General features: G+C 73.3%; 22 protein-coding genes. 10 read left to right on the forward strand and 12 right to left on the reverse strand.

Annotation, left to right across the window (positions count from 1 at the left end):
- Window positions 1-65: 65 nt before the first annotated feature.
- Together DC008_RS31710 and DC008_RS31715 are read left to right on the forward strand one after the other, a co-directional pair.
- Entirely contained in the window at window positions 66-1,226 is a 1,161-nt protein-coding gene (locus tag DC008_RS31710; RefSeq protein ID WP_108709931.1) for an ROK family transcriptional regulator, read from the forward strand.
- A 99-nt stretch (window positions 1,227-1,325) separates the two neighbouring features.
- Complete coding sequence (locus DC008_RS31715) at window positions 1,326-1,511, forward strand: hypothetical protein (protein ID WP_055624433.1); 186 nt, start codon at window positions 1,326-1,328, stop codon at window positions 1,509-1,511.
- Window positions 1,512-1,590: 79 nt separating this feature from the next.
- Here DC008_RS31715 and DC008_RS31720 read toward each other — a convergent pair whose 3' ends face one another.
- On the reverse strand, window positions 1,591-2,955 hold the full coding sequence (locus DC008_RS31720) for a S1 family peptidase (protein WP_108709932.1): 1,365 nt from the start codon (window positions 2,953-2,955) through the stop codon (window positions 1,591-1,593).
- A gap of 148 nt (window positions 2,956-3,103) precedes the next feature.
- Between DC008_RS31720 and DC008_RS31725 the strand changes: the two genes are divergently transcribed.
- Window positions 3,104-3,520 (forward strand): PPOX class F420-dependent oxidoreductase, encoded by a 417-nt coding sequence (locus DC008_RS31725; protein WP_108709933.1) that lies wholly within the window; start codon window positions 3,104-3,106, stop codon window positions 3,518-3,520.
- On the opposite strand, the gene DC008_RS31730 is transcribed toward DC008_RS31725, so the two are convergent.
- Together DC008_RS31730 and DC008_RS31735 are read right to left on the reverse strand one after the other, a co-directional pair.
- Window positions 3,502-3,915 (reverse strand): Zn-ribbon domain-containing OB-fold protein, encoded by a 414-nt coding sequence (locus DC008_RS31730; RefSeq protein WP_055624430.1) that lies wholly within the window; start codon window positions 3,913-3,915, stop codon window positions 3,502-3,504. The genes DC008_RS31725 and DC008_RS31730 overlap by 19 nt on opposite strands.
- A gap of 178 nt (window positions 3,916-4,093) precedes the next feature.
- Window positions 4,094-4,816, reverse strand: coding sequence for a TetR family transcriptional regulator (locus DC008_RS31735; protein WP_108709934.1), 723 nt, complete (start codon window positions 4,814-4,816; stop codon window positions 4,094-4,096).
- A gap of 181 nt (window positions 4,817-4,997) precedes the next feature.
- Here DC008_RS31735 and DC008_RS31740 point away from each other — a divergent pair, with 181 nt between their 5' ends.
- The gene (locus DC008_RS31740; protein WP_108709935.1) at window positions 4,998-5,480 is read left to right on the forward strand and encodes a VOC family protein; all 483 of its coding nucleotides are present in this window, start codon (window positions 4,998-5,000) and stop codon (window positions 5,478-5,480) included.
- A gap of 7 nt (window positions 5,481-5,487) precedes the next feature.
- On the opposite strand, the gene DC008_RS31745 is transcribed toward DC008_RS31740, so the two are convergent.
- The gene (locus tag DC008_RS31745; RefSeq protein WP_108709936.1) at window positions 5,488-6,390 is read right to left on the reverse strand and encodes an SGNH/GDSL hydrolase family protein; all 903 of its coding nucleotides are present in this window, start codon (window positions 6,388-6,390) and stop codon (window positions 5,488-5,490) included.
- A 105-nt stretch (window positions 6,391-6,495) separates the two neighbouring features.
- On the reverse strand, window positions 6,496-7,500 hold the full coding sequence (locus tag DC008_RS31750; RefSeq protein WP_208646138.1) for a zinc-binding alcohol dehydrogenase family protein: 1,005 nt from the start codon (window positions 7,498-7,500) through the stop codon (window positions 6,496-6,498).
- A 152-nt stretch (window positions 7,501-7,652) separates the two neighbouring features.
- Between DC008_RS31750 and DC008_RS31755 the strand changes: the two genes are divergently transcribed.
- Window positions 7,653-8,453 (forward strand): VOC family protein, encoded by an 801-nt coding sequence (locus DC008_RS31755; RefSeq protein WP_108709938.1) that lies wholly within the window; start codon window positions 7,653-7,655, stop codon window positions 8,451-8,453.
- A 41-nt stretch (window positions 8,454-8,494) separates the two neighbouring features.
- Complete coding sequence (locus DC008_RS31760; RefSeq protein ID WP_055624424.1) at window positions 8,495-9,187, forward strand: ribonuclease H family protein; 693 nt, start codon at window positions 8,495-8,497, stop codon at window positions 9,185-9,187.
- 19 nt (window positions 9,188-9,206) lie between these two features.
- On the opposite strand, the gene melC2 is transcribed toward DC008_RS31760, so the two are convergent.
- Both melC2 and melC1 read right to left on the reverse strand, forming a co-directional pair.
- Complete coding sequence (gene melC2, locus DC008_RS31765; protein WP_108709939.1) at window positions 9,207-10,031, reverse strand: tyrosinase MelC2; 825 nt, start codon at window positions 10,029-10,031, stop codon at window positions 9,207-9,209.
- Window positions 10,032-10,065: 34 nt separating this feature from the next.
- A complete protein-coding gene (gene melC1 / locus DC008_RS31770) occupies window positions 10,066-10,443 on the reverse strand; it encodes an apotyrosinase chaperone MelC1 (RefSeq protein WP_108709940.1) in 378 nt (125 codons plus the stop codon).
- Between the two features lie 358 nt (window positions 10,444-10,801).
- Here melC1 and DC008_RS31775 point away from each other — a divergent pair, with 358 nt between their 5' ends.
- The 3 genes from DC008_RS31775 to DC008_RS31785 all read left to right on the forward strand — a co-directional run bounded on the left by DC008_RS31775 (window position 10,802) and on the right by DC008_RS31785 (window position 13,632).
- Complete coding sequence (locus DC008_RS31775; RefSeq protein ID WP_425276570.1) at window positions 10,802-12,034, forward strand: FAD-dependent monooxygenase; 1,233 nt, start codon at window positions 10,802-10,804, stop codon at window positions 12,032-12,034.
- Between the two features lie 23 nt (window positions 12,035-12,057).
- Window positions 12,058-13,041: an aldo/keto reductase gene (locus DC008_RS31780; RefSeq protein WP_108709942.1), complete on the forward strand. Its 984-nt coding sequence runs from the start codon at window positions 12,058-12,060 to the stop codon at window positions 13,039-13,041.
- A 90-nt stretch (window positions 13,042-13,131) separates the two neighbouring features.
- The gene (locus DC008_RS31785; protein WP_108709943.1) at window positions 13,132-13,632 is read left to right on the forward strand and encodes a DUF6328 family protein; all 501 of its coding nucleotides are present in this window, start codon (window positions 13,132-13,134) and stop codon (window positions 13,630-13,632) included.
- A gap of 24 nt (window positions 13,633-13,656) precedes the next feature.
- On the opposite strand, the gene DC008_RS31790 is transcribed toward DC008_RS31785, so the two are convergent.
- Complete coding sequence (locus DC008_RS31790) at window positions 13,657-14,628, reverse strand: LLM class F420-dependent oxidoreductase (protein WP_108709944.1); 972 nt, start codon at window positions 14,626-14,628, stop codon at window positions 13,657-13,659.
- 113 nt (window positions 14,629-14,741) lie between these two features.
- On the opposite strand from DC008_RS31790, the gene DC008_RS31795 reads away from it, so the two are divergent.
- On the forward strand, window positions 14,742-16,166 hold the full coding sequence (locus DC008_RS31795; RefSeq protein ID WP_108709945.1) for a serine hydrolase domain-containing protein: 1,425 nt from the start codon (window positions 14,742-14,744) through the stop codon (window positions 16,164-16,166).
- A gap of 4 nt (window positions 16,167-16,170) precedes the next feature.
- Here the strand turns inward: DC008_RS31795 and DC008_RS31800 are convergent, their stop codons facing one another.
- The 4 genes from DC008_RS31800 to DC008_RS31815 form a co-directional block, all read right to left on the reverse strand.
- Window positions 16,171-17,709 (reverse strand): serine/threonine protein kinase, encoded by a 1,539-nt coding sequence (locus DC008_RS31800; protein WP_108709946.1) that lies wholly within the window; start codon window positions 17,707-17,709, stop codon window positions 16,171-16,173.
- Between the two features lie 157 nt (window positions 17,710-17,866).
- Window positions 17,867-18,826, reverse strand: coding sequence for a threonine/serine dehydratase family protein (locus tag DC008_RS31805; RefSeq protein WP_108710958.1), 960 nt, complete (start codon window positions 18,824-18,826; stop codon window positions 17,867-17,869).
- Between the two features lie 142 nt (window positions 18,827-18,968).
- Complete coding sequence (locus tag DC008_RS31810) at window positions 18,969-20,012, reverse strand: polyprenyl synthetase family protein (RefSeq protein ID WP_108709947.1); 1,044 nt, start codon at window positions 20,010-20,012, stop codon at window positions 18,969-18,971.
- Window positions 20,009-21,178, reverse strand: coding sequence for a tetratricopeptide repeat protein (locus tag DC008_RS31815; protein WP_108709948.1), 1,170 nt, complete (start codon window positions 21,176-21,178; stop codon window positions 20,009-20,011). The genes DC008_RS31810 and DC008_RS31815 overlap by 4 nt, the downstream gene beginning before the upstream one ends.
- Between the last annotated feature and the right edge of the window lie 41 nt (window positions 21,179-21,219).

Here is a 21,219-nt window from a genome sequence, read left to right on the forward strand (position 1 = left end):
TGGCCATAGACTGACCTGGTTGGTTTCGTGAAGAAAGAAATTACGGATGTGGGAGTCTGACGACCATGACCGCAGCAGTCGACAGCTGGCGTCCGCTGAGCCCCGGTGAACGCGCGGTGGCGATCGAGGTGCTTCTCGCCGGGCCCCTGTCCCGCACCGAACTGGCCCGCCGCCTCGACCTGTCCGCGGGCAGCGTCACCCGGCTGACCAAGCCGCTGATCGAGACGGGCCTGCTCGTCGAGGTCCCCGAGGCCGGCGAGGTGCTGGAGGCCCGTCAGGGCCGCCCCTCCCAGCCGCTGGACGTCGTCGCCGAGTCCCGCTCCTTCCTCGGCTTCAAGATCACCGAGGACACCGTCTACGGCGTCGTCACCACCCTGCGCAGCGACATCGTCGTCCGCCACGACCGGCCCCTCACCACCCGCGAGCCCGCCGAAGCCGTGGAGCTGCTGGGGGAGATGACCGAGGAGCTCGCCGCCCGGCACCCCCGGATCGCGGGGATCGGCATCGGCGTGGGCGGCCTCGTCGAGAACCGCTCCGTCGTCGGCGAGTCGCCCTTCCTCGGCTGGCGCGACGTACCGCTCGCCGAACTCGTCGCGCGACGCACCGGGTTGCCGGTCGTCGTGGAGAACGACGTCGCCGCCCTCGTCGAGGCCGAGACCTGGTTCGGCGCGGGGCGCGGCCTCGACCGGTTCGTGGTCCTGACCATCGGCGCCGGGATCGGCTACGGCCTGGTGCTGGGCGGCCGGCGGGTGCCGTACGCGGAGGAGGACCGCGGGTTCGGCCGGCACTGGATCCTCGACCCGTACGGCCCGCTCACCCCCGACGGGGCGCGCGGCAGCGCGGTCTCGCTGCTGACCATCCCGAACATCCGCTATCAGGTGCGGGCGGCCACCGGCGTCGACCACGGCTGGGAGGAGATCCTCCAGGCCGCCGCCGAGGGCGAGCCGATGCCCGCCCGGGTGATCGAGGAGGCGGCCCGCGCGCTGGGCACGCTGGTCGCGCAGATCGCCAACTTCGTGCTGCCGCAGAAGATCCTGCTCGCGGGCGAGGGGGTGGGCCTGATGGATGTGGCCGGGGACACTGTGACGAGGACCATGCGTGCGCAACGCCACCCGCTGGCGGCCCCGGTGGCGCTGGAGACGAAGGTGTCCGACTTCCACGACTGGGCCCGTGGCGCGGCCGTACTCGCCATCCAGGTCCTGGTGTTGGGGACGGCCGACCGCTGAACCCGCCGCCCCGGGGCGGATGATGACGTGATCAGCGACACGGTCCGATATGCCCGCCTTGGGTGCGCTTACTCACAGCGCCTTCACCTGCGGGATCGTATGCTTCACAACATGTCCACCACTGTTGAATTCGCCTCCGACAGGTCGGCTGACGAGGTCAACGAGGAGATCCGGGCGCTGTGGCGCCGGGCGGGCGGGACACTGAGCGTCGAGCAGCGCGAGGAGTACCAGCGCCTCGTCATGGAGTGGGCCGCGGTGGCCCCCCAGCCGGCCAAGGCGGCCTGACCGCCGGCCGCGGCGGGCCCCGCCCCTCCTCGGCGCGACCCGCCCCAGCCGCCCTCGCGGTCTCCTCTCCCGGCCCGCGTCAGCTCCAGGTCGCCGAGTAGTACCGCCGGTACTCCCTGCGGTCCTGCTCGGCCCGGATGAACCGGGTCGCCACCAGGGCGACCATGCTCCCCGCGACGACCAGCAGCCCCGGACCCACGTTGTTCGGGTCCGCCAGCCGCGCCAGCAGCGTGGCAGCCTGCTCACCGGTCACCGGCACCGACGACCCCGGCGAGGCGTCGGCCGGCGCACCCGCCCCCTGCGACGGTGCCGGCGCGGGCGCCGCGCCCTTCTTCCCGCCCTCCTCCGACACCAGCAGCTGTACGTCCAGCGCGGCCAGCGCCTTCGTCACCGGCTGGAAGTACGTCGTACCGCCGGACTGGCAGTCGCCGCTGCCGCCCGACGTCACGCCGAGCGCCACCCCCTCGGAGAACATCGGCCCGCCGCTGTCCCCCGGTTCGGCGCACACGTTCGTCTCGATGAGGCCGGTCACCGTCCCCTCCGGGTAGTTGACGGTGGCGTTGAGCGCCGTCACCTCGCCCTCGCGGAGCCCGCTGGTGCTGCCGCTGCGGAACACGCGCTGCCCGACGGCCGGATCGGCGGCACCCGTGATGCGCACGCCCTTGCCGCCACCGATCGACACCACGTCCGGCGTGGCGCCCGGGTCGCCGGCCGAGTACTTGATCAGCGAGTAGTCGGCGCCGGGGAAGTTCTGCCGCTCGGTCCGCCCGATCTGGTCGGTGCCGGAGCTGTCGGCGAACCACACCGATCCGTCCGGCCCGCAGTGCCCGGCGGTCAGGATGAAGAAGCGCCGCCCGTCCGTGACGTTGAACCCGGCCGAGCAGCGCCCGGCCGTCGACAGCAGCGGCTGCGCGCCGTTGATCCGGGTGGTGAACGTACCTTCGGTGCGCTCCATGCGGACGAAGCCGCCGATGTCCTCGGCCATGTCCGTCATCCGCGACCAGTCGCCGGCGGAGACGGTGCTGTCGCCGCGGACGACGACCTCATTGGTGCGGTAGTCCACGACCCAGGCGGTGCCGGCCACGCGGGGCGCCGAACGCAGCGTCGCCGTCGCCGACTTCAGCTCGTCCATGCTGTGCTCGACCATCTTCGGCTTCATGCCCGCCCCGCTGACCGCGGTGGCCGCCTCCTGGTCGGTGACCGCGACGACCGGCCTGCCGTCGTCGCCGATCCAGCTGCCCGCCGTACGGGAGGTGCCCAGACGGGCGACCAGCTCACCCCCGGGGCCCGGCGTGGCGGACTCGGCGAAGGTCCGCGGCACCGCGGAGGGGCCGGCGGGCTCGCTCGCCACGGCGCGTGTGACCATCGTCCCCCCGAGGAGGAGTCCGCCGACGGCCGCCAGCCGTGTCACCCGCCGGACGAGACGTCGTCGTGCGTGCCTCATGCATGGCTCCCGAACCAGGTACAGCGCGGCGCGAACGCCGCGGGGCCCTCCCGGAGTTGAGCACCCGCCGACTCATACGCACCCGGGCCCCGCCGTGTTCACCGTGCCGGTGATCTCGTTCCGGAGCCGCACTCCTTAGACTGCGGCCATGGACGACTCGTCGCTGGACCGGCTCGGAGCGGGCAAGTACCTGCTCATCACCAGCTATCGCAAGAACGGCACCGGGGTGCCCACGCCGGTCTGGGTGGTCCGGGACGGGGAGGCCCTCGGCGCCTGGACGGCCGCCGACTCCTGGAAGGTCAAGCGCATCCGGGCCCGCTCCGACGTCCTGATCGGCCCGTGCGACCTGCGCGGACGCCCCACCGGCGAGCAGGTCCCGGCGACCGCCGAGATCTGCGACGAGGCGACCAGCGCCCGCTACCGCCGGCTCATCGCCCGCAAGTACGGGATCATGGGCCGCCTCACCCTGCTCGGCAGCCGGCTGCGCCGGGGTGTGAAGGGCACCGTCGGCGTGCGGATCACACCGGGCCCGGCGCCGGAGCCCGGTCAGGTCCAGGCGCGGTAGGGCTCGTCGACCAGCTGGAACACGGGCTCGCCGCGCACCGGGTCCTTCGCCGTGGACAGCCGGACCCGGTCCCCGCTGTGGATGCCGATGGGCGGGCCCATGACCCGGCCGCGTACGACGAACCCCTCGGCCATCTCGACCAGGGAGACATTGCGCGCGGCGGGGGTGTTGCGGTGCACCACGGTGGAGTGCCGGACCGTGCCGACGCCCTCGCTGCGTTCGGTGCGCAGATCGCTGCCCTGGCACACCGGGCAGAGCAGCCGGTGGTACATCGCGGTGCCGCACCAGGTGCAGCGCTGATAGCGAAGGGCGTCCGTGCCCGTGTCCGTCGCGTCGAGCACGCCGGTCCCGGAGCCGGTGATCCGGCCGGCCACGCTGCCTGAGTGGTGATACACGCTGCTCAACTCCCTGCGCTCGACCGGAAATCCCGCGTGCGCGGAGACCCGGGCACGCCTGTGCGCGGCTCGCGGTGCCGCCGTGCACGGCCTCAGAGTATGGCACTGAGTGCCACTCGTAAAGGCACTGCGTTCCCTGGATTTCGAGAAGATTGCGGGGGCCGTGTGGACGGCCCCGTCAGCCGTGTCCGAGTACGGTCTCCAGCTCCTTGACCACCCGCCACAGCGGCGCGTCACGGCGGGACACGACCACCACGACATCGCCGTCGGCCTCCGCCGCGGCGGCCCGCGGCGGCTCGGGGGCCTCCGCGTACGTCGACTGCACATACGCCAGCGCCCGGTCCACCTCGGCGCCCGCGTCGCCCCGCCCGTCCGACCGCAGCCAGGAGCGCAGCGCGTTGTTGTGCGCGGCGACCACGGCGGCGGCGATCACGTCCGCGCGCAGCGTCCCGTCGGACCGGCCGGCGAACCGGGCCCGCAGATACCCGGCCAGCGCCCGCTGGTAGCGCCGCACCACCGACAACTCGTAGGCCCGCAGCCCCGGCACCTGCTTGGTGAGCCGGTAGCGCTGCACGGAGAAGGTCGGGTTCTCCCCGTACATGCCCAGCACCAGACGGGCCGCGTCGCACACCCGGCGTACCGGCTCATCGGTCGCGTCGCCCGCGGCGAGGAACGCCTCCATGTCGGCCAGGCACCGCTCGTGGTCCGGGAAGACCACGTCCTCCTTGGACGGGAAGTACCGGAAGAACGACCGTCGTCCGACGCCGGCCAGTGCCACGATGTCGTCGACGGTGGTCTGTTCGTACCCCCGCTCCAGGAACAGCCGGAAGGCCGCCGCGACCAGGGCGTCCCGCATCGGGGGCTTCTCGCCGCGGCCGGGCGCGGCGCTCGTGGAGCTCATGAACGCGAACGTAGCACCCGCGGCCGACTCATATGACACTCAGTGCACCGGGATGAGGGAACTGAGTGCCTTCCCGCCTGTGGGAAGGCGTCTGGGAAGGAATCCGCGCGGCCGAGCGATGAGTTTCGGGCGGGCGGCCGGTCGACACTCGTGACAGCGGACGACCCCCGGGAGGTACCCCATGGCAGGCGACGGCTTCACCACATGTCTCTGGTTCGACGGCCAGGCCGAGGAGGCGGCCCACTTCTACACCTCCGTCTTCGAGAACTCCGGCGTCGGCCGTGTCACGCGCTACCCGGAGGGCGCGATGCAGCCGGTTGGGAGCGTGATGACGGTCGATTTCACCCTCGACGGGCAGAGGTTCCTCGGACTCAACGGCGGGCCGGAGTTCACGTTCAGCGAGGCGACCTCCTTCATGATCTCCTGCGAGACCCAGGAGGAGATCGACTACTACTGGGACAGGCTCACCGAGAACGGCGGCCAGCCCGGTCCGTGCGGCTGGCTCAAGGACCGGTTCGGGGTGTCCTGGCAGGTCAACCCGGCCCGGCTGCAGGACATGATCGCCGACCCGGACCCCGAGAAGGCCGCCCGGGTCACCAAGGCGTTCATGTCGATGGGCAAGTTCGACATCGCCGCCCTGGAGCGGGCCTACGCCGGAGAGTGACCCCCGTTCACCGGGCGGTGCGGAGGGTGGCGGTGATCTCCCGGGCGATTCGCAGGATGCCGGGGGAGCGGACGGGGCACGGCTTCGGCGTCGTGGTCGTCGGCGCCAGACAGAAGTGCAGATGGTCGTCCGCGCGGTGCAGCGCCGTGCGGTCGCGGCCCGGCTCCGTGCAGTACGGCGGATGGGCCCGCTCGAAGGGCGTGCACGGCAGGTGCCGGACCCAGGTGTGCCGCGCCCCGGCCGCGCTCACCGCCGCCCCCGCGTCGGCCACGAGGTCGCCGGAGGCGGCGGCCCGCCGCTCGTAGAGGGCGTTGACGCGCCGGATGCGGTCGGGCGTGATCGGGTCCGGCCCCTGGAGCACCCAGACGATCCGGGCCCCGTCGTGCGCGGCCTCGATCTGGCCGCCGAGCCGCTCCATGTCGGCCGCGTAGCGCGCGTAGTACTTCCGTGGCGAGGCGTCATGGGTGATGCCGCCCATGCACGGCGTGTAGCCCCAGGAGTTGCCCCAGAACTGCAGGACCACGAAGTCCGGCCGCAGCCGCCGCACCAGCGCCGCCGCCTTGTCCGCGGCCGGCACCAGGGACCGCGCGCCCGTGCCCTCAAGGTAGTCGCACAGCGTGGTGCCGGAGTACGGGGCGCCGGAGTAGTCCGCCCGCAGCTCCCGGCGCACCTCCTGCCCGAGGACCCGCTGCGCCTCCATGGCGAGGGAGTCGCCCAGGTACAGCACCGTGGGCGGCCTCGCCGGCGCGGGCCTGGCCTCGCCCCGGGGTGAGGCGGGCGCCCGCTGGTGGGTGGTGGCGGAGGCGGCCGGCGTCTCGGGCGGCGCGGACCCCGGCCGGGACGCCGGATCGCCGCAGCCGGCGAGCAGCGCGACACCGAGCACGATCCCCACGCACCACGGCCTGCGCATACGGCGGCTCCCGCCCCGGACACCGAATGGGCCCCCAGGCAAGCACAGCCGTGCCCGATACGGAAGCCCCCGACAGGCCACTGGACAGGCGACTTTGACGGGCCGTCAGAGATCGTTCACGAGCACCGCCGCCCCGTCGAACCGCCCCTCCTTCAGATCCCGCAGCGCCTCGTCCGCCCGGGACATCGGATACGGGTGGGTCGTCGCCCGCACCCCGTGCTGCGCGGCCAGTGCCAGGAACTCACGGGCGTCCTCCCGGGTGTTGGCGGTGACGCTGCGCACCTGGCGCTCGTAGAAGAGTTCCCGCTCATAGCCGAGCGGCGGGATGTCGGTGAGGTGGATGCCCGCGATCGCCAGCGTGCCGCCCCGGTCCAGGGCGCGCAACGCCACCGGGACCAGATCGCCGACCGGGGCGAACAGGATCGCGCTGTCCAGCGGCTCGGGCGGCATCGCGTACGCGTCCCCGGCGGAGGCCGCGCCCAGGTCGAGGGCCAGCCGCCGTGCCGCCGCCCCACGCGTGAGGACGTGCACGGTGGCGCCCTCGGCCAGCGCCAGCTGCGCGCACAGATGGGCGCTGCCCCCGAAGCCGTACAGCCCGAGCCGTCCGCCCGGCGGCAGCGCCGACCGCCGCAGCGCCCGGTAGCCGATGATCCCGGCGCACAGCAGCGGGGCGAGGTCCACGTCGTCCAGGCCGCCCGGCAGCCGGTGGGCGAACGCGGCCGGCACGGTCGTGTACGCGGCGTACCCCCCGTCCGCGTCCCAGCCGGTGTAGGAGGAGGCCGGGCACAGGTTCTCCGCGTCCCGCCGGCAGTACGCGCACGTCCCGTCGGTCCGCCGCAGCCAGGCCACCCCTACACGTTCGCCGGGCTCGAAGCCGCGCACCGCCGCGCCGGCCCCGGCGACCTCGCCGACGACCTCGTGCCCGGGGGTGACGCCGGGCCGCCGTACGGGAAGATCGCCCTCGGTGACGTGCAGATCCGTACGGCACACCCCGCACGCCCGGACCCGGACCAGCAGCTCGTCGTCGGCCGGCACCGGCACCGGCTTGCTCGTCAGCCGCAGCGGGCCGCCGTCGAGCGGCCCCGGCTCGGTCACCGACCACGCGCGCATCGTCCCGTCCGCCATCGTGCACCCCGTCCGCCGACTCGGTCGCCGTCCCTTTCCCAGTCTGGAACGGAACTCCGCGTTCGGCGCGCGGCCCGACGGCAGCGTGACTACCGTGAGAGACCGGACCATCCACCCAGCGGGAGAGGGCCGCAGCCATGGCCGTGAAACCTGACGGAACCCCCATCTGGGCCGACGCGATGTTCAGCGACCTCGAGGGGGCCAAGAACTTCTACGGGGACGTCCTCGGCTGGACGTTCGGGGAGTCGTCGTCCGAGTACGGCAACTACACGCAGGCCTACGCCCAGGACAAGGCCGCCGCCGCGGTCGTACCGCCGATGCCGGGGCAGGAGGGCCAGTCGCAGTGGTGTCTGTACTTCGCCGCCTCCGACGCCGCCGCGACCGCCGCCCGTATCCGGGAGAACGGCGGGGAGATCCTCATGGAGCCGATGGCGGTCGGCGACTTCGGCACGATGTGCCTGGCCCGTGAGCCCAGCGGAGCCGTCTTCGGCCTGTGGCAGCCCGGCACCCATGTGGGCTTCGAGGCGCCCATGGAGGAGCCGGGAGCGTACTGCTGGGGCGAGGTCTTCACCCGTGAGCCGGAGAAGGCGGACGCGTTCCTGTCCGCCGTGTTCGGCTACACCGCCCGGCAGATGGAGGACGACGAGATGGACTTCCGCGTCTTCTCGATCGGGGACGACATGGTCCTCGGCCGGATGCGGATGACCGAGGAGTTCCCGCCGGAGATCCCCTCCTACATCAACGTCTACTTCACCGTGGAGAACTGCGACGACGCCGTCGCCCGCGCGGTCAAGCAGGGCGCGGTGCTCCGGTTCGGCCCGATGACCTCGCCGTTCGGACGGATGGCCGCGCTGACCGACCCGCAGGGCGCCAACTTCTCGGTGATCGACGTCACCACGACCGAGGGCGAGATGCCGAAGACGACCGAGGTGTCCTGAGCCACCTCGATCGGATTCCGGGCGGGCCGCCGGCCCATGGCATGATCGGACGCATGCGTGAACGTGTGGTGGCCGCGTGCGACGGGGCTTCGAAGGGCAACCCCGGGCCGGCGGCCTGGGCCTGGGTCGTGGCCGGCCCGGCGGAGGCACCGGAGCGCTGGGAGGCGGGCCCGCTCGGCAAGGCCACCAACAACGTCGCCGAGCTCACCGCCCTGGAGCGGCTGCTCAGCGCGACCGACCCTGACGTACCGCTGGAGATCCGCATGGACTCGCAGTACGCCATGAAGGCCGTCACCACCTGGCTGCCCGGCTGGAAGCGCAACGGCTGGAAGACCTCCGCGGGCAAGCCGGTCGCCAACCAGGACCTCGTGGTCCGCATCGACGATCTGCTCGACGGCCGTGACGTGGAGTTCCGCTACGTCCCCGCCCACCAGGTCGACGGCGACCCGCTCAACGACTTCGCCGACCGAGCCGCCAGCCAGGCCGCCGTCGTGCAGGAGCCCGCGGGCAGCGCGCTCGGCTCGCCCGAGCCGCCGCCGTCCCCGGACACGCCGGCCGCCAAGGCACCGCGCCGCAAGGCCGCGCCCGCCCGGCGCAACGGCTCCTCCGCGCGCACCATCAAGGCCAAGTTCCCCGGCCGGTGCGTCTGCGGGCGCGGCTACGCGGCGGGGGAGTCCATCGCGAAGAACGCCCAGGGCTGGGGCCACCCGGAGTGCCGTACCGCCGACGCCTGACCGGCCGGGCGCCAGGCGCTCAGTCGGTGTCGAAGGTGTAGTGCGGGGTGTGGTCGAGCAGATCGGCGGGCCGGGTGTCGTTCCACGGCTTCATCGTCTCGTTCAGGTCGACCACGTCCGGGGTCCCGGCCGCCGGCAGATAGCCGGAACCGGGGTGCCGCCGCTGCCACTCGGCCCACAGCTTGTCGATGTAGGCGTGGTGCAGCCAGAAGACCGGGTCGTTCGGGGACGCACCGGTCGCCATGTGCCCACCGACCCAGACGTGGACCCTGTTGTGCAGGTTCACCCCGCGCCAGCCCTCCAGATGGTTGCGGAACCCGTCCGACGCGCTGTTCCACGGCGCCATGTCGTACGTCGGCATGGCCAGCACCGACTCCACCTCGGCCCGGGTGGGCAGCTCCCGTACGGCCGTCCCCAGCGAGCGGCGCAGGAACGTACGGCCGTCCACACGGACGGTGATCTGCCACTTGCCGGCCCGGGTGGCGAACGGCCCGTCCATGACCTGGCCGTCCAGAGAGCGCCCGGTGCCGCCGAGGAAGTCCGGCGCCCACAGCGAGGAACGCAGCGAGCGGTCGGCGGTCCAGTCCCAGTAGGGCAGTGCCACCGAGGCGTCCACCTCCTGCAGGGCGCGTTCGAACTCGAGCAGGAATCTGCGGTGCCAGGGCAGGAACGACGGTGAGCGGTGCCCGGTGCGCTCGCCGTGGTCGGTGTCGCCGAGGATGAAGGCGTTGTGGGTCGTGACGAACGCGTCGTAGCGGCCGCTGCGCTTCAGCTCCAGGACGGCGTCGACGAAGCGACGCTTCTCGTCGGTGGTCAGGGCGGCCTGGTTCTTGCGGACGGTCATGTCGGCTGGTGCTCCAAGGTGCGGGTGCGGCGGTTCAGTTGGCGGGGAAGGGCAGCAGGGCCGCGCCCCGCAGCTCGTCCACGGCGGCGCGGGCGGCGGCGCGCGGGGTGGGCACCGGGTCGTAGTGGCTGACGACGCTGATCCAGGTGCCGTCGGCGTTGCGCATCAGATGCAGCTCGACGCCGTCGATGTGCACGGCGTAGCCGGCGCCGTGGTGGGCGTGGCCGCCCGTCGCCGGGCGGCCCTGTATCCGGCGGCCGCGGTAGACCTCGTCGAAGGGGGCGGGGGAGTGCGGATCGTGGTGTCCGCCCGCGGCCGCCGGGGCGGCGGTGGCGGGGGCGGCGGCGACACCGGCCGCGGTGGCGAGGGCGGCGACGGTGGTGAGCGCCTGACGCCGGCTGAGTTCGGGCATACGGATCTCCCGGGTGCGTTCGATGATGCGTTCGGGTGGTGACTCCGTATGCCTATCGGGCCGGACGAGAGCGGGAGAAACCGCGCGGGAGCGGTTGGGTCCGATCCGGACAAGTGTGCACATGTCGTGCAGGGTTGAACCAAGATGATCTTGCCCGGGTGTGGGGTGCGACCTGCGCGGAACGGGTAATTCCTTCTCCGGCGGGGCGCCTTGGCGGCGGTCCTTCGCTCGTCGCGCCGGGATCGGTGGGTGGAACCGCCCCGGAAAAGTGGCGTGATCCACGGCAGCGCGGAATCCGCCCCGCCTCCTGCTACTCTGCGGTCCGAAATGACCGATTAGTGCATTTATAGGGGTGAGTGTGAAGGTCGCGTGCGTAGGCGGCGGACCCGCCGGGCTGTACCTCTCGATCCTGCTCAAGCTGCGGGACCCGTCCCACGACGTCACCGTCCACGAGCGCAACCCGGAGGGCACCACCTACGGCTGGGGCGTCACCTACTGGCGCGGTCTGCTCGACCGGCTCCACGCGCAGGACCCCGTGACCGCCCGCGCCATCGAGGCGAGCTCGGTCCGCTGGAACCAGGGCGTCGCCCATGTCCGGGACCTGACGGCCCGCCAGCCCGGCGACGAGGGCCACGGCATCGGCCGGCACCGGCTCCTGGAGATCCTGGCCGACCGGGCCCGCTCGCTCGGCGTCCACCTCGACTTCGAGCACGAGATCACCCCGGACGCCCTGCCCGACGCCGACCTCGTGGTGGCGTGCGACGGGGTGCGCAGCACCCTGCGCGCGCAGTACGCCGACCACTTCGGGACGCGGATCAGCATGGGCCGGAACCGCTACGTCTGGCTCGGCACCAGCAAGGTCTTCGACGCCTTCACCTTCTCCTTCGTGGAGACCGCCCACGGCTGGATCTGGTGCTACGGCTACGGCTTCGGACCCGGGGCCAGCACCTGTGTCGTCGAGTGCTCCCCCGAGACCTTCACCGGGCTCGGCCTGCACCGGGCGAGCGAGGCCGACGGACTGGCCCTGCTGGAGAAGCTGTTCGCCGACGTCCTCGAGGGCCATCCCCTGCGCGGCCGCCCGTCCGGCACCGGCGGCGCCCAGTGGCTGCACTTCCGCACCCTCACCAACCGCACCTGGCAGCGCGGCAACCTCGTCCTGCTCGGCGACGCCGCCCACACCACCCACTACTCCATCGGCGCCGGCACCACACTCGCCCTGGAGGACGCCATGGCGCTGGCCGCCGCCCTGTACGAGCAGCCCACGCTCCCGCGTGCCCTCGCCCGCTACGAGGACGAGCGTAGGCGGGCCCTGCTGCCCGTCCAGAGCGCCGCCCGCTACAGCGCCCTGTGGTACGAGAACCTGCCCCGGTACATGCAGCTGCCCCCGCAGCAGATGTTCGCCCTGCTGGGGCAGCGCCACTCGCCCCTGCTGCCCCATGTGCCGCCGCAGCTGTACTACCGGATCGACCGGGCGGCCGGGCAGATGGAGACGCTGCGGCGGCTCAAGCGCTGGCTCGGGCCGAGGGTCGCGCGCACCGTGCAGGCCAGGTCCGTCAGGCCGTACTCGGAGGGGTCCGTTCCGCGTACTTGAATCCTGAATGACACACTGACGCCATGGAACAGCGTGCATTCGACAGGGCGGGCCTGCGGGCGTCCGTCATCGGCCTCGGAACCTGGCAGCTGGGCGCGGACTGGGGAGACGTCGACGACCGGCAGGCCGAGGGCGTGCTGGAGGCGGCGGCCGAGTCCGGGGTGACCTTCTTCGACACAGCCGACGTGTACGGCGACGGACGCAGCGAGCAGACCATCGCCCGGTTCCTGCGCGACCGGCCCGACCTGGACATCCTCGTCGCGACCAAGATGGGCCGCCGCGTCGACCAGATCCCCGAGAACTACGTCCTGGACAACTTCCGCGCCTGGAACGACCGGTCGCGGCGCAACCTCGGCACGGACCGGATCGACCTGGTTCAGCTGCACTGCCCGCCGACCCCCGTCTACTCCACCGACGAGGTCTTCGACGCCCTGGACACCCTGGTGGCGGAGGAGCGCATCGCGCACTACGGCGTCAGCGTGGAGACCTGCGCCGAGGCGCTCGCCGCGATCGCCCGGCCCGGTGTGGCCGGCGTGCAGATCATCCTCAACGCGTTCCGGATGAAGCCCCTCCTGGAGGTGCTGCCCGCGGCCCGTGAGGCGGGCGTCGGCATCATCGCCCGGGTGCCCCTGGCGTCCGGGCTGCTGTCCGGCCGGTACACCAAGGAGACCGTCTTCCCCGAGAACGACCACCGCACCTACAACCGGCACGGCGAGGCCTTCGACCAGGGCGAGACCTTCTCCGGCGTCGACTACGCCACCGGCGTCGAGGCCGCGGCCGAGTTCTCCGCGCTCGCCCCGCAGGGCTGGACCCCGGCCCAACTGGCGCTGCGCTGGATCGTCCAGCAGCCCGGCGTGACCACGGTCATCCCGGGCGCCCGCTCGCCCGAGCAGGCCCGCGCCAACGCGGCCGCCGCCGCGCTGCCGGACCTCGGCGAGGACACGCTCACCGCGATCCGCGACCTCTACGACCGCCGGATCAAGGACCAGGTCGAGAGCCGCTGGTGAGGCCCCACTGGGCGGGGGGCCGGGACAGGACCCCGCCCAGCGGGTACCCGCGTTCTGAGGGCTCGCCTCGTCAGGACGCGGGAGGACACGGTGACGGACACCGAGGACGGCACGACCAGGCGCAGAGGACGCAACGAGACCGAGGACGAACGGGCCGACCGCATGTGGGTCGAGCTCCTTCAAGAGGTGCGCGTGGCCCAGATGGGCGTGCAGATCCTCTTCGGCTTCCTGCTGACCGTCGTGTTCACGTCGAAGTACGACGACCTGCGGTCCATGGACCAGTCGATCTACATCTTCACCGTCGTCGTGGGGGCCGCCGCCACCGGCACCCTGATCGGCCCGGTGTCGCTGCACCGACTGGTGTCCGGCCGCCGGATCAAACCCCAGGCCGTGGAGTGGGCGTCCCGGCTGACCCTGGTCGGCCTGGTTCTGCTCCTGATCACCATGGCGTCCTCGCTGCTGCTCATCCTGCGGGTCGCCACGCACGACGACTCCGTGCCGTGGATCGTCACCGGCATCGTCATCTGGTACATCGTGTGCTGGTTCGTGTTGCCCCTGTGGACCCGCCGCCGCTACACCGACACCGAGTGAGCGGCGGCGGACGGGGGCGCCCGGTCAGCCGAAGGCGCTCCGCAGCGCGGGCAGCAGCGTCGTACGCGCCCAGTCGAGGTACGGCAGCTGCGCGTCGCCCCCGATCTGGACCAGGGCGATCTCGGTGAACCCGGCCTCCGCGTACGGGCGGACCGCCTCGACGAAGGCGTCCGGGTCGTCGCCGCACGGGGTGGCCTCCGCCACGTCGTCCGGGGTGACGAACTGCGTGGCCCCCTCGAAGGAGTCCGGGTGCGGCAGCTCGGAGTTGACCTTCCAGCCGCTGCCGAACCACCGGAACTGGTCGTGGGCGCGTTTGACCGCCGCGTCCCGGTCGGGGTCGTAGCAGACCGGGAGCTGGCCCACCCGGGGCTTGCCCGTACCGCCGTGCCGGTCGAACGAGGACAGCAGCTCCGGCTTGGGCTCGGTGGCGATCACCAGGTCGGCGAGCCGGCCCGCGAGTCGGCACGAGCGCTCGCCGGAGACCGCGATACCGATGGGTACGGGCTCGTCGGGCAGGTCCCACAGCCGCGCCGACTCCACGTCGAAGTGCGTACCCCGGTGATTGACGTGCCCGCCCTCGAAGAGCGCCCGGATGATCTCGACCGCCTCCTCGAGCATCTCGTGCCGCACGTCCACCGACGGCCAGCCGCCGCCCACGACGTGCTCGTTGAGGTTCTCGCCCGAGCCGAGTCCCAGCCGGAACCGGCCCTCGGACAGCAGCTGGAGGGTCGCCGCCTTCTGCGCCACGACGGCCGGGTGGTAGCGGAACGTCGGGCAGGTCACGTACGTCATCAGCGGGATCCGGGACGTGGCCTGGGCGGCGGCGCCCAGCACGGCCCACGCGTACGGCGAGTGCCCCTGCGAGCGCAGCCAGGGGAAGTAGTGGTCGGAGGTGACGGAGAAGTCGAAGCCCGCCTCCTCGGCGCGGACCACGTGGTCGACCAGCTCACGGGGGCCGGCCTGTTCGGTCATCATCGTGTATCCGATCTGCACCATGGGGCCCGAGTCCCCGGACACCCTGGTCGAAAACGGGGCACGGCCGACGGGGGCGCGGAACGCGGGGCGCGAAACCCTTCGCTCCGGTCCGGGCGCCGGTGCAGGATGCACGTATGTCTGTTCGCCCGCTGCCCTCGAGCCCGCCCTCCGCCCAGGGTGTCGACGCCTCCGGTGTCCTCGCCTTCCTCGACGCCGTCGACGCCGCCCCCGGCGTCGAACCGCACAGCCTGATGATCCTGCGGCACGACCACGTCGTGGCCTCGGGGTGGTGGGCGCCGTACACCGCCGGGCGCCGGCACCTGCTCTACTCGATCAGCAAGAGCTTCACGGCCACCGCGGCCGCCATCGCCGCCCGCGAGGGGCTGCTCCGGCTCGACGACCCGGTGATCTCCTTCTTCCCCGAGCTCGACGCGGAGATCACCGACCCGCGCAGCCGGGCCGTCCTGGTGCGGCACGTGGCGTCCATGGCCACCGGGCACGACACCGACATGATCTTCGCCGCGCGGGAACGCGACCGCGACGACCTGGTCCGCGGGTTCCTGCTGGAGCCGCCGCCGCACGACCCCGGGACGGTGTTCGCGTACAACCAGCCCGCCACCTTCACGCTGTCCGCCGTGGTCCAGCGGGTGAGCGGGCAGTCGCTGACCGACTATCTGCGGCCCCGCCTGTTCGACCCGCTCGGCATCGGCGACGTGGCCTGGCTGCGCCACCGCGACGGCCGCGAACTCGGCTTCAGCGGACTGCACGCCACCACCGACGCCGTCGCCCGGCTCGGCCTGCTGTATCTGCGCGGTGGCGTCTGGGAGGGCGAACGGCTGCTGCCCGAGGAGTGGGTCGCCGAGGCCACCCGCGCCCAGATCCCGTCGGCCGGCGGGATGCCCGGCGACGACTGGCAGCGGGGCTACGGCCTGTCGTTCTGGATGTCCCGGCACGGCTATCGCGGCGACGGCGCCCTCGGCCAGTTCTGCGTGGTGCTGCCCGAGCACGACGCGGTGGTGGTGACCACCGCCGACACCTGGGACATGCCGGGCCTGCTGAACCTCGTCTGGGAGCATCTGCTGCCCGCGTTCGGCGGCGCCCCGGCGGACGGCGCCGAGCAGGCCGAAAGGGCCCTGGCCCACCGGCTGGCCGCCCTCGCCCTGCCGCCCGCCCCCGGCGAACCGGCGCCCGTGGAGCGGGCCGAGTCCTGGCACGGCGCCTTCAGCCCCGGCGACGAGGTCCACGCGGCCCTGCCGAGGGTGAGCGCCGTCGACCTCACCGAGCGGGACGGCGGCTGGGAGTTGACGTTCACCGAGGACGGCGAACCGCTGCGGGTGCGGCTCGGCGGCCCCGGGTGGACGGTCACCGAGGGGCCGGTGCCCACCGCGGTGAGCGGCGGCTGGACCGACGCCGACACCCTCGCCCTCGACGTCGCCTTCCTGGAGACCCCGCACCACCTGGAGGTGACCTGCTCGCTCAAGGAGCGCGCCTTCACCGCCCGCTGGCGCACCGAGCCCCTGCACGGCTCGCGCCTGCTCAGGATGTGCGCCCCGGCCTGACGGCTCAGTCCCCGGGCACCCGGAAGGTCCGCAGGAACACGTCCAGGGCCTCCCGGTTGCCCGGGGTGTCCCAGTCCTGCGCCGGCGTCGACCAGCGCAGCGAGAACCCGCGGTGGTCGTCCAGGAGGAAGCCCCGCCCGAACGTGCGCACCTGGACGCCGTTCTTCTGCGACAGCCACTCCATGTCGGCGGCCTCGTACCCCTGGTAGGTCGTCGCCTCGATCTGCCCGATCCGCTGGAAGCCGTCCGACCGGGCCAGCGCGGGCTGCACGTCGTCCCGCCAGACGGCCACCGGGTCCGGTTCCAGACGCTCGCTGTAGGTGACGGCGAGCCGGCGCGGGTCGTCCTCGGTGCCGAGGAACACCCGGTACGCCAGATCGGCGGCCCGGGTCGTGGACAGCGGCTTCCAGCCCTGCGGCAGGGCGACGGAGAAGCCGTCGGGGGAGGTGTACGTGCGGTAGCCGGCGGGGAGGCCGGGGCTCGGTGTGCCCGTGTCCGACGGCGGGGCGCTGGGCGCGGGTGCGGCGCCGCCGCCCGTCCCGGCGGTCGGGGTGGGACTCGCGGCGGCCTCCGGCGCGTCCGAGTCGCCGCCACCGGTCGCGACGAGGACGGCCGCGGCGACGGTGACCACGGCCAGGGCCATACCGAACAGCAGGGTGCGTCCGCCGCCCAGGAGCCCGGCCCCGGACCGGGGGCGCGCCTCGTCCTCGAGGGCCGCCCCGGGCTCCTCGCGCAGGACGCGGACGAGGGCGTCGCGGACCACGGATCTGCCCAGCCGCTCCCGGGAGTCCTTGCGCAGCAGGCCCTGCACGGCCTGGGTGAGCGGGCCGGCCCGCACCGGGGCGCGCAGCGGCAGCCGGTCCACGCCCTTCAGGGTGGCCTCGGGCCGGTCCCGCTCCCGGTACGGCGGACGGCCCTCGGCCATCGAGTAGAGGATCGCGCCGAGCGCCCACAGGTCGGACGCGGGCCCGACGCGTTCGTCACGGGCCTGCTCGGGCGAGGCGTACGACGGTGCCGCGAGGCGCGGCGAGAGGGTGGCGCCGGCCAGCCCGAACCCGGTGACCACGACGGCGTCCTCCTCGCCCACGAACACCTGGCCGGGGCTCAGCTCGCCGTGCGTGATGCCCGCGACATGCGCGGCCTCCAGGACGTCCAGCAGCTCCAGGCCGATCCGGGCGGTCCGGGTGTAGTCGAACGTGCCCTGCCGGGTGAGGAGTTCACCGAGCGGCGTGCCCTCGATCCACTCGGTGACGATCCACAGGCTCCCGGCGTCCTCGACGACGTCCAGGACGGCGGCCACCCGGCCGGGCCGCAGCAGCGCCATCCGTTCCGACGTCCGCAGAATGCGGGAGGACGCCCGCCGTGCGCTGTCGGCATCCTGGTCGAGGGGCAGGCCGATCTGGGTGAGAAGGCACGCGTGTTCGGTTTCCAGATCCTCGCCGGAATAGCTCACCCGGTTCGTCTCGCGATGCACGACATCGACGAGGCGGTACCGTCCGGCGACCGACTCGGAAGTGGAGACGCGTGCCTTGACCATGGCCATCCCTCGCTGAACACCTGGCTCCCATATCTCACAGGAAGTACGGGAGCCGTCACCCGGTCCGTTCAACGAAAGGCCATGGAAAGGGCGTTCTCTCTTCCCCGCTTTCCTGACGCTGGAGTAAGCTTTCGAAAAGGCAGGGGAATTCCGCCGGGAATGCTCAGTGAAGGCCGAAATCCTCCGCCCAGCGGCCGACATCCGCGGTCGTCGCGTTGCCGCCGCACACCACCAGACCGAGCCGTGCGCCGTCCCCGACCCGCTCCAGCACCCGCCGCGCGGCCGGCAGCAGGGCGCCCGCCGCGGGCTCCGTCCACACCTTGGCGTGCTCGGCGAAGTCGAGCACCCCGCGCACCGCCTCCCGGTCCGGGACCACCAGCACCTCGTCCACGAGGGCGGACACATGGTCGTACGTCAGCTGCGAGACGCTCGGCGCGCTCAGCGTGGACACGATCGACGACAGCTTCACCGGCAGCGGGCCGCCCGCCGCCAGCGCCGCCGACATCGCCTCGGCGCCCTCGGTCTCCACACCCCAGATCCGTACGTCCGGACGCCTGGCCCGCAGCGCCACCGCGACACCGGCGATCAGCCCGCCGCCCCCGACGCTGACCACGACGTCCGTCAACTCACCGGCTTCCTCGGCGAGTTCCAGCCCAACCGTGCCCTGGCCGGCGACCACCAGCGGGTCGTCGAAGGGGTGCACCAGGGTCAGGCCCTCGTCCCGCAGCCGGGTCACGAGCGAGAAGGCGCCGTCCATGTCGTCCGTCAGCCGTACCGACGCCCCGGCGTCCCGGGCGATCTCGACGGCCCTTGCGGGCGCCGTGCGCGGCATGACCACGGTCGCCTTCACATCGAGGGCGGCGGCCGTCATCGCCAGCGCGATCCCGTGGTTGCCGCCGCTGACCGCCACCACCCCGGCCGCGCGCTGGGCCTCGGTGAGCGACAGCAGCTTCGCCGTGGCGCCGCGCGCCTTGAACGAGCCGGTGCGCTGCAGGAGTTCGAGCTTCGCCGTCACCGGCACGCCGAGCAGGGCGGACAGGCCCGGACTGGACACGGTAGGCGTACGGACGACATGCCCGGCGACGAGGTGGGCCGCGGCTTCGACATCGGAGATCCCGATCAAGACACTCACCTTTCCGGTACGGGCCGACGCCCGCACCGTCTGGCACCCTTCCTCGCGATCCGCCCCTGGTCAAGCCGGTGGCCCGGGGGCTGGGTGCCCGGGGTGCCGCCGGTCGACGGCGGTGGGACCGGCGGCGTCGCGCTCACTGCTCGCGGCGGATCACGAAGTCGAGCAGGGCGCGCAGTTCGGCGGCGGGGCCGGGTGCCAGGGGTACGGCGTCCAGGGCCGCGCGGGCGGCCGCCGCCTGGTGCCGGGCCTCCGCCAGGGTCGCCGTACGCCCGCCCGCCCGGTCGATCAGGTCCGCGATCTCGGACGGGGCGGCGGACGACTCCAGCAGGGCGGACAGGCGGCCGGCGGCGGGGGAGTCGAGCGCCGCCAGCACCGGGAAGGTCTTCTTGCGCTCGCGCAGATCGCCGTGCACGGGCTTGCCGGTGACCGCCGGGTCGCCCCAGATGCCGAGGACGTCGTCCACGGCCTGGAACGCGACGCCCAGATGCCGTCCGGCCCGGTCGAGTGCCGCCACCGTCGCGGGCGGCGCCCCGCCGAGGGCGGCGCCCAGCGCGACCGCGCACCCCAGCAGCGCACCCGTCTTGTGCTCGGCCATCGTCCGGTACTCCCGAAGACGCACCCGCTCCGGACCGGTCCAGGGGCGCGACGCGAACAGCAGGTCGTCGGCCTGTCCGTGCACCAGGTCCCGCAGCGCCCGCGACAGCAGCCGCATCGCCGGGGCACCCGCGTCGGCGAGCGTCTCCACGGCGAGGGCGAACAGCGCGTCCCCGGCGAGGACGGCGGGCCCGGTGCCGTACGCCTTCCACACGGTGGGCCGGCGGCGCCGTGCCTCGTCGCCGTCCATGATGTCGTCGTGCAACAGCGAGAAGGCGTGCACCAGTTCCACCGCGACCGCTCCCCGCACGGCGGCCGCTCCGGACGCGCCGGCCGCCTCGGCGCCGAGCACGGCCAGGGCCTGCCGTACGCCCTTCCCGCCGGAGGAGCGGGACGGCGCACCGCCCACCTCGCACCAGCCGAAGGAGTAGGCCGCCATCTCGCCGACCCAGGGATGCGAGCCCGCCACGGCGTCCCGCAGCGCGGGCGCCACCAGGGCCCGGCACCGCTCCAGGGTGCGGTGGACGGCGGCGGCCGGAGGGGCGCTCTCGGGCGCCCGGACCGGCGTCGGAAGCGCGCTCACCGGACGCCCGCCGTCTCCGCGCCGACGCCGGCCGTCTCCGCGCCGACGCCGCCCGTCTCCGCGGTCGCGCCGGCCGTCCCCGTGCCCGCGCCGGCCGCCTCCGCGCCGACGCCCGCCGCACCCGCGCCCGCCTCGGCCGGCTCGCCGGAGCAGAACTCCTGTTGGGCCTGCGCCACCATCGCGCGGGCGTGCCGTAGCCCGATCCGGTCCATCACCCCGGCCAGGTCGGCGAGTTCGGCCGCCGTCTCGGCGCGGTCCCGCCCCAGCCGCGCCAGCGCCTTGGCGAGTCCCAGCCGGGACAGCGCCTCCCCTCGCGGCTCGCCCATCTCCCGGAACTCCGCGAGCGCCAGCGCGTACTGCTCCCGTGCCTCCTCGTGCCGGCCCGCGCGGTAGAGGACGTTGCCGCGCATCTTGTGGTTGTAGGCCAGCGCGCTGGTCAGCCGCATCGCCCGGCACGTCGCCTCGGCCTCGGACAGCAGCGACAGCGCCCGCTCGGTGTCGCCGTCGCGCACCGAGACCACATCGGCGAGGCCGCGCAGCGCCCAGGCGTGCCCGCGCCGGTCCTCGGCCCGCGCGGCTATCTCGGCGGCCTCCTCGAACAGGGCGTACGCGGTGTCGTGGGACCCGGTGTTCCGGTGGATCTGCGCGATGCCCTCCAGTGCCCACACCGTGTGCCGGGCCTCGCCGCGCCGCCGGGCCTCGGCCAGCAGCTGCTCGTGCAGCCGGTGGACGGCGTCGTAGTCGCCCTGGATGCGTCCGGTCTCGGCCAGCCCGGCCAGCGAGTAGCCGCGGACCACGACGTCACCGGAGCGCTCGCCGAGGTCCGCCGCGAGCTGGAGCAGCCGCCGCGCCAGCGGGAACGCGCCGCGCTGGCGGGCCAGGGTGCCGCCGCTCCACAGGGCCCAGGCCATGGCCGCCTCGTCACCGGCCGAGCGGGCGGCGCGGTAGCTCTTCTTCCAGGCCCGCTCGGCGTCCGCGACCTGCCCGAGCCGCCGGTGCGCCTCGGCGACCGCGAGGCCCGAACGGGCCGCCTCACCGTGCTCCCCGGCCCGCTCGGCGGCTCTCAACTGCTCGGTGCCGGCGGCCAGTACGTCGGTGAGGGACGCGTTCACGGACAGGGTGGTCAGAGCGCCCTGGTACTCCGGGGCGAAAGCCTTGCCGTACATCGATGCCTTTCGATCGGCATACACGTCATGTATACGCTCGG

It is taken from the genome of Streptomyces nigra (assembly GCF_003074055.1).
Lineage (GTDB): Bacteria > Actinomycetota > Actinomycetes > Streptomycetales > Streptomycetaceae > Streptomyces > Streptomyces nigra.